Source organism: Acidimicrobiales bacterium, from assembly GCA_040219085.1.
Taxonomy (GTDB): Bacteria; Actinomycetota; Acidimicrobiia; order Acidimicrobiales; family JAVJTC01; genus JAVJTC01.
In genome coordinates this window covers 114,230-126,775 of record JAVJTC010000027.1, presented here as the reverse complement: position 1 = coordinate 126,775, position 12,546 = coordinate 114,230, and the positions used below count along the sequence as shown (strand labels likewise).

Genomic DNA, 12,546 nt, shown 5'->3' with positions numbered 1-12,546 from the left:
GAGGGAGGTCGGCCATGGCAGAGAGAGAACAGAAGCGCAAGGCTGCGCCGTCGAGGACGGAGTCCGACGACGTCGCGGACGTCCCGGCGGCGTCCGAGGACGCCGAGAAGTTGAAGGCCGAACTCGACGACCTGCTCGACGAGATCGATGAGGTCCTCGAGACCAACGCCGAGGACTTCGTGAAGTCCTACATCCAGAAGGGCGGCGAGTAGCCCTCCGGCTCGCACCTCCGGTACAGGGTCCGCGAGGTCGCCCGATGCCCTAAGCGCGGTGACCCCTCATGCCGATGGAACGGTGTGGGATCATCACCGGACGACGAGACGTTCGCGGACCGCGGAGTGCGGGTTCCGGTCCGCCGAATCGGGATGCTCCTCGGGGTGGCCCGCGAACGGCGTGGGGTCTCCCGCCACGACGTGGCCCGCCGCACCGACTGGCGCTTCGGGCCCAGCCTCCTCGGGCAGATCGAAGAAGGTCGCCACCTTGTCGACGTGGAAGCGATACCGGAACTGGCCCGTGCCTACGAGATCGACCTCGACGACATCCTGCCCGACCGCAACGGCCTCGAGGTCGACCTGCGGCGTGGCCGCATGCGGGTCGGGGCCACGAAGGCCAAGGTCGCCAAGAAGCCGTCCCTCGATGCACTGCTCGCTGCCTATCTCGACTTCGTCCGCCAGATGCGGGGCCTGCCCGAAGACGGGTGGGTCGATCCCCGTAGCCTGCGCGTCGACGACATCGTCGAGCTCGCACTGGCCGTGGACGCGGACCCGGCCGATGTGGACCGACGCCTCGTCGACACTCTGGAGGCGACGAGGCCCGAAGGCGTGACCTGGGAGACCGGCCGTCACGACGACCGTCCCCCGGACCAGCGCCCCGACCTCCTCTGGTGAGGCCGACCGGACGCCCCGGGCCGGGCGCTAGCCTCGGCGGCTGTGACGTTTCCTCTGTTCTCACCCACCGATGACCCGGGGCCGAGCTTCGCGGGACTACTGAGGCGCGTCGGCCTGGAGCCGGTCGCCCCTCTGACTCAACTCGGACCGGAGATGGCCATCGCCCACGGGACGACCGTCGTCGCGATCCGCTATGACGAGGGCGTGGTGATGGCCGGCGACCGGCGCGCCACCTCGGGTCACCTCATCAGCCACCGCACCATCGAGAAGGTCTTTCCGGCCGATCGTTATTCCGGCGTGGCCATCGCAGGCGCTGCCGGCCCCGCGATCGAACTCGTGCGCCTCTTCCAGCTCCAACTCGAGCACTACGAGAAGGTCGAAGGGCAGGTGCTGAGCCTCGACGGCAAGGCCAACCAGTTGAGCCAGATGATCCGCAACAACCTCCCCGCCGCCATGCAGGGCCTGGCGGTCGTGCCGCTCTTCGCCGGGTACGACCTGCGTGCCGGTCGGGGGCGCCTGTTCCAGTACGACGTCACCGGTGGGCGCTACGAGGAACACGAACACGCCGCCACGGGCTCGGGAAGCCTGCACGCCGGCACCGTGATCAAGCTCGGACACCGACGCACTGACGGACGCGACGCAACGGTCGATCTGGCCATCTCGGCACTGTTCGAGGCGGCCGACGAGGACTCGGCCACGGGTGGCCCGGACCTCGTCCGGGGGATCTACCCGGTGGTGGCGACCATCACGGCGGAGGGATACGAACGTCTCGACGACGCCGAGGTGGAGTCCCGGTTCCGCGAAGTCCTCGATCGCCTGTCCGGGGAGGACCGGTCATGAACATGCCGTTCTACGTCGCGCCCGAGCAGATGATGAAGGACCGCGCGGACTACGCGCGCAAGGGCATCGCCCGCGGTCGCAGCCTCGCGGCGACCGTGTACGACGACGGAGTACTCATCTGCGCGGAGAACCCGTCGAGCACACTGCGCAAGATCTCGGAGATCTACGACCACATCGCGTTCGCGGGCGTGGGCAAGTACAACGAGTTCGACCAGTTGCGCATCGCCGGTGTCCGCCACGCAGACCTGAAGGGCTTCGCCTACAGCCGCGCGGACGTGGACGCACGTAGCCTCGCCAACCAGTACGCGCAGATCCTCGGTCAGACGTTCACCCACGAGATGAAACCGATGGAGGTCGAAATCCTCGTCGCCGAGATCGGCGACGAGGCGGGTGCGGAGCAGATGTTCCACATCCTCTACGACGGCACCGTGGACGACACCGACAGTTTCGCCGTCCTCGGCGGTGAGGCGGACACGATCGCCGAGCGCATCGGCACGTCCTTCGACCGGACCCGCTCGCTGCGCGACGCCGTGCGCGCGTCGGTCGGTGCGCTGGCGGGGGAGGAGCGTCAACTCGCTCCCGGAGACCTCGAGGTCGCCGTGTTGGCCCGCTCCGCTGGTCGGCGGGCCTTCCGCCGTCTCGGCGACGACGAGTTGGCCGGGTTCCTCGCCGACGGGTAGGTCGGTGGCTCTGCGACCCGGGCCGGGGGTCGCGGCCCTGTAGCGTGAGTGCGTGGAGCGCCGCATCTTCGGCATCGAGAACGAATACGGGGTGACCTGTACGTTCCGCGGCCAGCGACGCCTCAGCCCCGACGAGGTCGCCCGCTACCTGTTCCGCAGGGTCGTGTCGTGGGGACGTTCCTCGAATGTCTTCCTGGCCAACGGCGCGCGTCTCTACCTCGACGTCGGCTCGCACCCGGAGTACGCGACGCCGGAGTGCGATTCCATCTACGACCTGGTCGCCCACGACAAGGCCGGCGAGCGGATACTCGAGCAACTCCTCGCGAGCGCGGAGGAGCGGTTGCGCGACGAGGGGATCCGCGGCGACATCTACCTGTTCAAGAACAACACCGATTCGGCCGGCAACTCCTACGGCTGTCACGAGAACTACCTGACGAGTCGACGCGACGACTTCTCCCAGCTCGTCGACACGCTCATCCCGTTCCTGGTTACGCGCCAGATCTACGCGGGTGCCGGCAAGGTGCTCCAGACGGCGCGTGGCGCGATGTTCTGCATCAGCCAGCGCGCCGAGCACATCTGGGAGGGGATCTCGTCCGCGACCACGCGCTCGCGCCCGATCATCAACACCCGCGACGAGCCCCACGCCGACGCTGAGCGCTTCCGACGCCTCCACGTGATCGTCGGCGACTCCAACATGAGCGAGTACGCCACGTTCCTCAAGGTCGGTACCTGCTCGATCCTGCTGCGGATGCTCGAGGAACCGTCTGTGGTCATGCGTGACATGACCCTCGAGAACCCGATCCGGGCCATCCGTGAGATCTCCCACGACATCTCGTGCCGACGCCGGGTGCGGCTCGCGAACGGCCGGGAGGCATCGGCTCTCGACATCCAGTCCGAGTACCTCGACCGTGCCCTGCGTTTCGCAGAGCGACGCCAACTCAGCCCGCTCGAGGCCAAGGCCCTGTCGATGTGGGAGCACGCGCTCACCCAGATCGAGAAGGACCCGCTCGGCCTGGACCGCGAGTGTGACTGGGTCATCAAGTACCACCTGATCGAGCAGTACCGGGCACGTCACGATCTCGCACTCAGCGATGCCCGGGTGTCGCTGATCGACCTCCAGTACCACGACGTGATCCGCCGCCGGGGGCTCTTCTACCGGATGCAGCGACGTGGACTCGTCGAGAGGATCTGTCGCGACGAGGACATCGCCCACGCCGTGGAGAACCCACCGTCCACCACGCGTGCGCGCCTGCGGGGCGAGTTCATCCGCCGTGCCAAGGAACGCAAGCGCGACTACACGGTCGATTGGGTCCACCTGAAGCTGAACGACCAGGCGCAACGCACAGTGCTGTGCAAGGACCCCTTCAAGGCCCATGACAAGAGGGTCGAGAAGCTCATCGAGTCGCTCTGAGCCGCCGTGAAGAAACTCGAACGGCTCATGAACCTCACGGCGGCGCTCCTGTCGACTTCGCGCCCGCTGACCATCCATCAGATCCACGAGCGCGTCGAGGGGTACCCGCAGAACTACGAGTCGTTCCGCCGTGCATTCGAGCGCGACAAGGACGATCTGCGCGACATGGGCGTCCCCATCGTCATCGTGGAGGTCCCCGGGGAGGACCGCGGGACGCAGGGATACCGCATCCCGCCCGAGGATTACTACCTGACCGACCCCGGGCTCGAACCCGACGAGTTGGCCGCCCTGCGACTCGCTTCGAGGGTGGTGCGCATGGAGGGCTTCGGAGCCGACCAGGCCCTGTGGAAGCTCGGCGGCGTCGGTAGCCCGGCGGCGGACCGAACACCCGCCCTGGCGGCGCTTCCGGCCGACCGGAACCTGCCGGGCCTGTTCGCAGCCATCGCCAACCGCAACGTCGTCTGTTTCGACTACCGGGGTGAACAGCGCACGGTCGAGCCGCGACGCCTCGATTTCGGGAGGGGTCGCTGGTACCTCACAGCGCACGACCGCGAACGCGACGACACACGGAACTTCCGTCTCGACCGCATCGTCGGCGCGGTGCAGGTACTCGACGAGCTCTTCCCCGTCCGGTCCACCCCGGCGGCGGGAGCCCGGCTCGAGCCGTGGGAGATGGGTGGCTCCGAGGTGGTCCAGGCCCGATTGCTGGTCGATCGCCCGCTCGCCGCCTGGGCGGAGCGACGACTCGGCGCCGACCGGGTCACAGAGAGGCGGGACGACGGTGCCGTCGTCGTCACCATCCCGGTGACCAACGAGGACGCTTTCCGCTCCTTCGTCGTCGAGTTCCTCGAACACGCGGAGATTCTCGAGCCGGCCGAGCTGAGGGCCTCCTACGTCGCATGGCTGACGGGCATCGCGTCATGACGAAGATGACCGCGGGGGAGCGGCTCCAGCGGCTGTTGTCGCTGGTGCCCTGGGTGGCCGCCCACGACCCGCCGGGGCCAACCGTGGCGGAGACGGCGGCGCGGTTCGACTACCCGGCGGACAGCCTGCTCTCGGACCTCCAGGACGTCGTCTTCATGGTCGGGGTGTACCCGTACAGCCCCGACGAACTCATCGAGGTCGCAGTGGAGGGCGACCACGTCTCGATCCGGCTCGGAGAGTTCTTCGAACGTCCGCTACGTCTGACACCGGAACAGGCCGTGGCGCTGGTTGCGGCCGGAGCGGGGCTCGTCGAGGTCGACACCGACGATCCCGGCCCCCTGCGCAGGGGGCTGGCCAAGTTGGCCGCTGTTCTCGGAGTCGACCCGGCGGAGACCATCGACGTCGAACTCGGCCCCATACCCTCCGAGACCCTCGGCATCGTCCGCGACGCGGTGGCCCATGATCGGGCTCTGCGCATCGCCTACTACGTGCACAGTCGTGACGAACAGACGGACCGGGTGATCGAACCGCACCGTGTGTTCGCCACGGAGGGCCACTGGTATGTGTCCGCGCACTGTCGCCGTGCCGTGGGCACGCGCGTTTTCCGGTTGGACCGGATGGACGCGGTCGAGATGCTCGAGGAGACGTTCGTCCCTCCGGAGGAGATCCCCCCGCCCGCCGCATTCGAGCCCGGAGACGACGATCCCCGCGTCGATCTCGTGATCGACCCCTCCGCAGGCTGGTTTCTCGACGCGTATCCCGTCGAGAGCGTCGCGACGGCCGCCGGGGCCACCCGCGTCACGCTGGCCGTCTCGGGCCGGGCGTGGCTCGAGCGGCTCCTCCTGCAGCTCGGGCCGCGTGCCGAGGTCGTCCGCTTCGATCCACCCCTCGATGCCGACATCGCGTCCGGGGCCGCCCGCCGCGTGCTGGAGCGGTACCTGTGAGACGCGGAGGCGTACGCGGGAAACGCCGCCACCTGGACTACGGTGCCTGAACGGTGGTCGACGGCAACTCCGACGAAGACGTCACTTTCGAAGATCCTGACTGGGTCGACAAGATCCTGGCGCGCGCCCTGGAATCCGCTGAGGATTCCGCCGGGGACGACCCAGCCTCCACAGCCGCACCTGAGCAGCCGGTCGAGCCGTCCACGCCCCCGGCGAGTCGAGCCCCGGTCGAGCCGTCGACGCCCCCGGCGAGTCGTGCCCCGGTCGAGCCCTCACAGAGTGAGACTGCGCAACCTGGCACTGCGGGTCCGATCGACGCAGATGACCTCCTGTGGTCCCCGGGAGCACCTGAGGACGGGGACCAGGCGCCCACCGACGAGCCCACCGAGGCTCATGGCGGGTGGTTCGACGACGACGCCGACGATTGGGACGAGGACGGCGACACGGTCCTTCCCGAGAATCTCGGGCGTGGCCCGAGCGCGGACGAGGTCATCGCATCCTGGGTCAACGAGGAGGGAGACACCGGCACCCTGCTGGTCACGACCGCCGACGAGCCGGCCGCACCGAAGCCACCCAAGTCGACGGCGCGCTCGGTGGCGGAGTGGGGGGCGGTCATCGTGGGAGCGCTTCTCGTGGCGCTCCTGGTCAAGACCTTCCTGGTCCAGGCTTTCTTCATCCCGAGCGCGTCGATGGTGCCGACCCTCAATGAGGGCGACCGGGTGCTGGTCAACAAGTTGAGCTACGACCTCGGTGACGTGAGTCGTGGCGACGTGATCGTGTTCAGACGACCGCCCAGCGAGACAGGGTCGATCCCTGATCTCATCAAGCGGGCCATCGCGTTCGAAGGCGAGACGATCGTCTTCCGTGACGGCGAGGTGTTCATCGACGGCCAGTTGCTGATCGAGCCCTATCTCGCCGAGCCGTCCTCGACCGAGGCGTTCCGCACGATCCCGGGCTGTGAGAACGAGGCTGCCGACAGCTGCGTCATCCCCGAAGGGCACCTGTTCATGATGGGCGACAACCGTCGCGATTCCCGGGACAGTCGTTTCTTCGGACCGATCGACGAAGGGCTCGTCGTGGGACGCGCCTTCATCAAGATCTGGCCTCTCGGCGACATCGGCGGCCTCTGAGCCGGCGACCGCGCCTCGATCGTCAGAGCGGAGAGTCGAACTCAGCGACGACTGTGGTCATCCGGTCGACGAAATCGGAGTAGACAGCGTCGATCCCGGCTTCGATGAGCTCGCGCAACATCCTCTCGTGTTGCGCGTCCCAACCGAACGCCAGGATGCCGAAGCGGTGGTAGAGCGTGGTCAGGCCGCCGGTCCAGTCGCTGCGGTGCATGTTGCAGGCGTCGATGCCTCGTTCGGCGAGTGTCGCGGCGTGACGTTCGGGGCCACCGTCGATCGATCGAAGACGGGTCGAGTGCACGATTCGCACGCCGTCGAAGCGTTCCCGCCACTCCGCGACCGTCTCCAGGTCCGGATGGCACAGCCACACCCGCGAGGCGAGAGTGGGGTCGTGGCGGGCGGCCACGGCCTTCACGACGTCGACCGTCGCTGCGACAGCCTCCTCGGTCTTCACATCCAGGGACAGTTCGAAGTCGACGCCACAGGTGACGAAGAGCTCCTCGAGCGTGGGCATGTGGTCGGGGAGGTCCATCCTGTCGGTCGCCGCGATGGAGCGTTTCCTCGGCCACCAGCCGAACTCGCCGTCGTGGTCGAGTACGGCCGCTCCGTCGCGGCTCACCCACACGTCACTCTCGAGCCCCGTGGCACCCATCTCGAGGGCCAGGGAGAAGGCTTCGAGGGTGTTCTCGGGGGCGTGGGCCATCGCGCCGCGGTGTGCGAACGCGATGGGCGGTGCTCGCAGGGGGTCTATGCGGCGGGCCACAGCCGCCATCGTCGCCGCACCTCGGGGCCGACGGCAACCCGGGTCGACACATCGAACCCCCGCGGCCCTCAAGACGACGCATACACGTGCCGATTGATGTACCGGAAGGAGGCTCACGTGGCCAGGATTCGCGCAAGCTGCCCGACGTGCGGTGACGTCGAACTGACGACCGCCGAGATGTCGGTCCGGATCACAGGACCCGACGGGTCGGGTGAATACCACTTCGACTGCCCCGTGTGTGAGGCGCCGGTCGAGAAGCTCGCGGAGCGCCACACGGTCGACCTTCTGCTGGCATCGGGCGTCCACGAGTCCTCCTGTGACGAGCCGGTGGAGCATCTCGTGTTCGCCGAGAGCCGGCCCCTCACCCACGACGACCTCCTCGCGTTCCACGATCTGCTCGCCGACGAGGCCGAGTTGACGCGTGCCATGGCCCAACTCGCCACCGATACCGGGCTCTCCCCGTAGCTGTTCCGGGTAGGCCAGGGCGGTCCGCCTCCGGACCCGACCACAGGTAGGCTTGCCACATGTTCAACGTCGGGACCGGTGAGCTCATGGTGATCCTGCTCGTCGCCCTCCTGGTGCTCGGGCCGACCAAACTCCCGGGCGCCGCCCGCCAGACAGCGAAGACCCTCACCGAACTCCGCAAGGTCTCGACCGGATTCCAGCGTGAGATGAAGGCCGCCATGGACGACGCGTTCGAGGTCGAGGCACGCGACAGGGGGGCCAAGGCCGTCTCGAGCGAGGCCGGAGGCGCCACCACGCCCGCCGCCGATGCCTCGACTGCGGCCCAAGCCGACGATGCCGCGTCCGCAGCCGACTCCGCCACGCCGCCACCGGCTGACAGCGGCAGTGGAACCGGGGACCCTGCGGTGAGCACCGCCGAGGCTGCCGGGATGTACGCGGCGTCCGGTGAGCCCGACGACGCGGCTTCCGACGACGCCGATCGTTCCTCCTGAACGTGATGGGTAGGCGGCACCGGACGGGCGCGCCGTGTCGATGAGCGAGGACGTCGAATCGCTCGAGGGCGGCCGGATGTCGATCCTCGAACATCTCGCCGAGTTCCGCCAGCGCTTCATCATCTCGGTGATCGCCATCGCCGCCGGCGCGATCGCCTGTTGGATTCTCTACCCGCAGATCTTCGACATCCTGCTGGACCCCTACTGCGACGTGAGCGACTTCTCGTTCCCTGACGAGAACGGGGTGGCCCAGCAGTGCCGACTGCTCAACACCGAGCCGCTCGGTGGCTTCACGGTGCGCATGACCGTGGCCGGATACGGAGGTATCGCATTGGCGATACCGGTCATCTTGTTCCAGGTCTGGCGTTTCATCGTCCCGGCTCTCTACCCCCACGAGAGGCGTTACGCAGCCACGTTCGTCATCCTCGGCACCGCGCTGTTCGTCATGGGCGCCGGCCTCGCCTACTGGAGCATCCCCCGGGCGCTCGAGTTCCTCACCGACATCGGCGGGGACGATCTCGTCAATGTCTTTCAGCCGCAGGCCTACCTGGGTTTCGTCGTGAAGATGATGATCGCGTTCGGGATCGGCTTCGAGTTCCCGATCGTCCTCGTCTTCCTCCAGCTCGCGGGACTCGTCCACCACACGACGCTGCGGTCGGGGCGCCACTACGCCATCATCGGCATCGTCGTCCTCGTTGCCGTACTCACCCCCAGCGGCGACCCCATCACGCTCCTCGTGCTGTCGGTGCCGATGTACATCTTCTATGAGATGGCGATCATCTACGGTCGGGTCCGGGACCGGCGTCGGCGACGTCGAGGCGAACCCGTCCAGAGTGGCTGACGGGCACGACTTCACGCTCGACCGCTTCCAGGTCGAGGCACTCGCGGCGATCGACGCCGACCGTTCGGTCGTCGTGTCCGCACCGACCGGCTCCGGCAAGACCGTCGTCGCTGAGCACGCCGTCGCCCGTGCGCTGGCATGCGGCGAGCGAGCGTTCTACACGACACCGATCAAGGCCCTGTCGAACCAGAAGTACCGTGACCTCGCCGAGCGACTCGGCACGGACGCCGTCGGGCTGTTGACCGGTGACAACAGCATCAACGGTGATGCGCCCGTCGTCGTGATGACGACCGAGGTCCTGCGGAACATGATCTACGCGGACTCACCCGCCCTCGATCGACTCGGCTGGATCGTCCTCGACGAGGTCCACTACCTCGCCGATGCCTACAGGGGGCCGGTCTGGGAGGAGATCATCGTCCACTGTCCCCAGTCGGTTCGTCTCGTCGCCCTGTCGGCGACGATCTCCAACGTGGCCGAGATCGCCGAGTGGATCCGCACCGTGCGGGGCCCCACCGACGTCGTCACCGAGAGTCGCCGTCCTGTCCGCCTCGAGTCGCTCATCGCCGTCGGTGACCGCTCGCGCCACACCGTCACGCTGCGGGACGTCCTGAAGAAGGGGCGGCCCGACCCGCGGGGACGCCAACTCGACGACCAACAGATGCGGGGGCGGCGACGCCGCTGGTACCCCCCGGACCGGCTGGCCCTGATCGCGGAGCTCGAGCGGCGCGGTCTGCTGCCGGTGATCCACTTCGTGTTCAGTCGCGCCGGCTGCGACGAGGCCATGGGACGCGCCCTCGACGCCGGAGCTGATCTCACCACCGCCGACGAGGCCGCCGCGATCGATGCCATCGTCATGGCCCACGCCGCCCGCCTCGAGCCCGAGGACCTCGCGGTCCTCGGCTTCGCACGTTTCAGGGCCGCGATGGGGGTGGGGGTCGCCGCCCATCACGCGGGAATGGTTCCGCCCTTCAAGGAGGCGGTCGAGGAGTGCTTCACCGCGGGACTCGTCCGGGTGGTCTACGCCACCGAGACGCTCGCTCTCGGTGTGAACATGCCCGCACGATCGGTGGTGATCGACCGACTCACGAAGTTCACCGGTGAGACGCACGAGACGCTGACCCCCGCCGAGTTCACCCAGCTGACCGGTCGGGCCGGCCGACGCGGCATAGACGACGAGGGAACCGCCGTCGTGGCGTGGTCGCCGTGGGTCGACTTCGATCGTGTGGCCCGCCTCGCCATGAGCCGGGACTTCGAACTCCGGTCCGCGTTCCGGCCCAACTACAACATGACGGCGAACCTGATCCGCCGGCTGCGCCCCGACGAGGTCCATGCCGTCCTGGGGCGGTCACTCGCCCAGTTCCAGACCGACAGCGGCGTGGTCCACGACGAGGAGAGGGTCGACCGCATTCGTCGCGAACTCGCCGATGCGGAACGCGTGCGCCTCTGTGAGTTGGGCGACATCGACGAGTGGCTGAAACAGAACCCGGCGGGTGGCCGCAACGCCGTGGCCGTGCAGGAGTCGCTCGCTGCTCTGCGCCCAGGCGACATCGTCGATGCGCCGGACGGGCGGACCGTCGTCGTGGCGAGCGTCGCGCAACGGGGCGGGGGAGCGGTCAGGGTCACGTCGGCGACGGTCGACACGGTCCCTGTGACCTTCACCGACGCGGAGGTGGGCCGACCCGTGAGCGCCCTCGGCCGGGTCGAGGTGGTTCAGCCCTACAACCCGTCGTCACCGGAGTTCCTCGCGGAGATGGGCGACCTCCTCGCAGCCCGACTGGCCGAAGGACTGCCGGCGCCGCCGACCGAACCCCCTTCGGGCGTCGCAGGATGTCCTGATCTCGACGACCACGTCGCGGCCGATCGCCGTTGTCGCAAGCTCAGGTCCCGCCTGGACCGCCTGGAGAGCCGTCTGGGTCACCGCAGGGGCACCATCGCCGCACGATTCGACGCGCTCGTGGCCATCCTCGGGGCACGTGGCTACGTTCGTGACGGCGAGCGGCTCACCCCCGAGGGCGAACGCCTGGCGAGGATCTACCACGAGTGCGACCTGCTGGTTGCCGAGGCCCTGCGCGCAGGTGTCCTCGTCCGGCTCGACGGTGCGGATCTGGCGGCCGTCGTCTCGTGCATCACCTACGAACACCGGTCCGCCGAGCCGGCACCGCCCACCACCTGGCCGACCGCCGATCTGGCGCAGCGCTGGGAGCAGCTCGCCCAGCTCGCCGGCGCGCTGGCGCACGACGAGACCACCGCGCTCGGTGAGCCCGTCACCCGCGCTCCCGACAGTGCATTCGCCCTCGCGGCACGACGGTGGGCCGCTGGTGAGAGCTTCGAGGCCTGCCTACCGGGCGAGATGACCGGTGGTGACTTCGTCCGCAACGTCCGGATACTGGTCGATCTCCTCCGACAGCTCGAGGGCGTGCCGACCGGCGGCGTGGGGATCGCGGCACGGGACGCTGTCCGTCGTCTCGACCGCGGCGTGGTGTCGGCGCGTTTCGAGGTGGGCGACGAAGAGGACGCCGAGGACGAGGAGGCCGGCGTCACGGACGCCGACACGTGATGGGAGTTCGGCGCGGCGAGGACTGGGGTGGGACGGGCGCACTGCCTCCGGGCGCGGTGATCGTGTCCAGCGATGCCGAGGCCAGGGAGGTCGTGACCGGGGCGCGCCGGGAGAACCGCGAGATTCCCGTGCTCGCGCTACTCGGGGGTGATCTGTGCCGGACCCTGGGTGGCCGCGGCGATCGTGCCCGACTCGATTCGCCCGAGGCCACCCACGTGACCTGCGACCTGGGTTCGGTCCTCTGCGACGGCCGGCTGCACTGGTTCGTCGCCCATCTGATCGCGCGGCGGAGCTGGTGGCATGGCCGCGTGGTGGCCGTCATGAACGCCCCACTCCGGGGGCCATGGAGGGTCGCGCCCGCGGGTCACCCCGGTGACGGTCGACTGGACGTGCTCGACGCAGACCCCGATCTCGTCACCCGTCTCAGGATCCGTCGGCGTCTCGGACCGGGTGATCATGTGCCGCACCCGGGCATCTCGCTGAGACGCACGACGGCACAGACGTTCGCCTTCGACCCCCCACTCGACATCCACCTCGACGGCACCGCTGTCGGCCGGTTCCGCGACATCGCGGTGCGCATCGAGCCGGGCGCGCTGCGGCTCGTGGTCTGAGCCGG

The 12,546-nt window shown here is 68.5% G+C and carries 14 protein-coding genes; 13 read left to right on the top strand and 1 reads right to left on the bottom strand.

Translation table 11 applies throughout. From position 1 onward, the window contains the following. The first annotated feature begins 14 nt into the window (after positions 1 to 14). The 8 genes from RIE08_11410 to lepB all read left to right on the top strand — a co-directional run bounded on the left by RIE08_11410 (position 15) and on the right by lepB (position 6,816). Positions 15 to 212, top strand: a complete 198-nt coding sequence (locus RIE08_11410; GenBank protein ID MEQ8718204.1) for a ubiquitin-like protein Pup — start codon at positions 15 to 17, stop codon at positions 210 to 212. Between the two features lie 84 nt (positions 213 to 296). Beyond that, a complete protein-coding gene (locus RIE08_11405) occupies positions 297 to 887 on the top strand; it encodes a helix-turn-helix transcriptional regulator (GenBank protein ID MEQ8718203.1) in 591 nt (196 codons plus the stop codon). Positions 888 to 929: 42 nt separating this feature from the next. Next, entirely contained in the window at positions 930 to 1,727 is a 798-nt protein-coding gene (gene prcB, locus RIE08_11400) for a proteasome subunit beta (protein ID MEQ8718202.1), read from the top strand. Beyond that, complete coding sequence (gene prcA, locus RIE08_11395; protein MEQ8718201.1) at positions 1,724 to 2,407, top strand: proteasome subunit alpha; 684 nt, start codon at positions 1,724 to 1,726, stop codon at positions 2,405 to 2,407. The genes prcB and prcA overlap by 4 nt, the downstream gene beginning before the upstream one ends. Positions 2,408 to 2,459: 52 nt before the next feature. After that, complete coding sequence (pafA, locus tag RIE08_11390) at positions 2,460 to 3,818, top strand: Pup--protein ligase (protein MEQ8718200.1); 1,359 nt, start codon at positions 2,460 to 2,462, stop codon at positions 3,816 to 3,818. A 6-nt stretch (positions 3,819 to 3,824) separates the two neighbouring features. Continuing rightward, a complete protein-coding gene (locus tag RIE08_11385) occupies positions 3,825 to 4,742 on the top strand; it encodes a WYL domain-containing protein (GenBank protein MEQ8718199.1) in 918 nt (305 codons plus the stop codon). Continuing rightward, entirely contained in the window at positions 4,739 to 5,686 is a 948-nt protein-coding gene (locus RIE08_11380) for a WYL domain-containing protein (protein MEQ8718198.1), read from the top strand. Before RIE08_11385 ends, RIE08_11380 begins: the two co-directional genes overlap by 4 nt. Before the next feature lie 53 nt (positions 5,687 to 5,739). Beyond that, on the top strand, positions 5,740 to 6,816 hold the full coding sequence (gene lepB, locus RIE08_11375) for a signal peptidase I (protein ID MEQ8718197.1): 1,077 nt from the start codon (positions 5,740 to 5,742) through the stop codon (positions 6,814 to 6,816). A 22-nt stretch (positions 6,817 to 6,838) separates the two neighbouring features. Here the strand turns inward: lepB and RIE08_11370 are convergent, their stop codons facing one another. Further along, on the bottom strand, positions 6,839 to 7,576 hold the full coding sequence (locus RIE08_11370) for a glycerophosphodiester phosphodiesterase (protein MEQ8718196.1): 738 nt from the start codon (positions 7,574 to 7,576) through the stop codon (positions 6,839 to 6,841). 117 nt (positions 7,577 to 7,693) lie between these two features. Between RIE08_11370 and RIE08_11365 the strand changes: the two genes are divergently transcribed. The 5 genes from RIE08_11365 to RIE08_11345 are packed head-to-tail and all read left to right on the top strand — an operon-like array spanning position 7,694 to position 12,541. Beyond that, positions 7,694 to 8,041 carry a hypothetical protein gene (locus RIE08_11365; protein MEQ8718195.1) on the top strand — a complete coding sequence of 116 codons (348 nt, stop codon included), beginning with the start codon at positions 7,694 to 7,696 and terminating at the stop codon, positions 8,039 to 8,041. 59 nt (positions 8,042 to 8,100) lie between these two features. Continuing rightward, complete coding sequence (locus tag RIE08_11360; GenBank protein MEQ8718194.1) at positions 8,101 to 8,532, top strand: twin-arginine translocase TatA/TatE family subunit; 432 nt, start codon at positions 8,101 to 8,103, stop codon at positions 8,530 to 8,532. Positions 8,533 to 8,572: 40 nt separating this feature from the next. Continuing rightward, complete coding sequence (gene tatC / locus RIE08_11355; protein MEQ8718193.1) at positions 8,573 to 9,373, top strand: twin-arginine translocase subunit TatC; 801 nt, start codon at positions 8,573 to 8,575, stop codon at positions 9,371 to 9,373. After that, positions 9,366 to 11,930, top strand: a complete 2,565-nt coding sequence (locus RIE08_11350) for a DEAD/DEAH box helicase (protein ID MEQ8718192.1) — start codon at positions 9,366 to 9,368, stop codon at positions 11,928 to 11,930. The genes tatC and RIE08_11350 overlap by 8 nt, the downstream gene beginning before the upstream one ends. Continuing rightward, positions 11,930 to 12,541: a hypothetical protein gene (locus RIE08_11345; protein ID MEQ8718191.1), complete on the top strand. Its 612-nt coding sequence runs from the start codon at positions 11,930 to 11,932 to the stop codon at positions 12,539 to 12,541. Before RIE08_11350 ends, RIE08_11345 begins: the two co-directional genes overlap by 1 nt. The last annotated feature ends 5 nt before the right edge of the window (positions 12,542 to 12,546 follow it).

Excerpts from the sequence above, each read along its gene's own strand:
- RIE08_11380 (MEQ8718198.1), top strand. The coding sequence starts at position 4,739 with ATGACGAAGATGACCGCGGGGGAGCGGCTCCAGCGGCTGTTGTCGCTG.
- tatC (MEQ8718193.1), top strand. The coding sequence starts at position 8,573 with ATGAGCGAGGACGTCGAATCGCTCGAGGGCGGCCGGATGTCGATCCTC.
- RIE08_11360 (MEQ8718194.1), top strand. The coding sequence starts at position 8,101 with ATGTTCAACGTCGGGACCGGTGAGCTCATGGTGATCCTGCTCGTCGCC.
- prcA (MEQ8718201.1), top strand. The coding sequence starts at position 1,724 with ATGAACATGCCGTTCTACGTCGCGCCCGAGCAGATGATGAAGGACCGC.
- RIE08_11410 (MEQ8718204.1), top strand. The coding sequence starts at position 15 with ATGGCAGAGAGAGAACAGAAGCGCAAGGCTGCGCCGTCGAGGACGGAG.
- RIE08_11345 (MEQ8718191.1), top strand. The coding sequence starts at position 11,930 with ATGGGAGTTCGGCGCGGCGAGGACTGGGGTGGGACGGGCGCACTGCCT.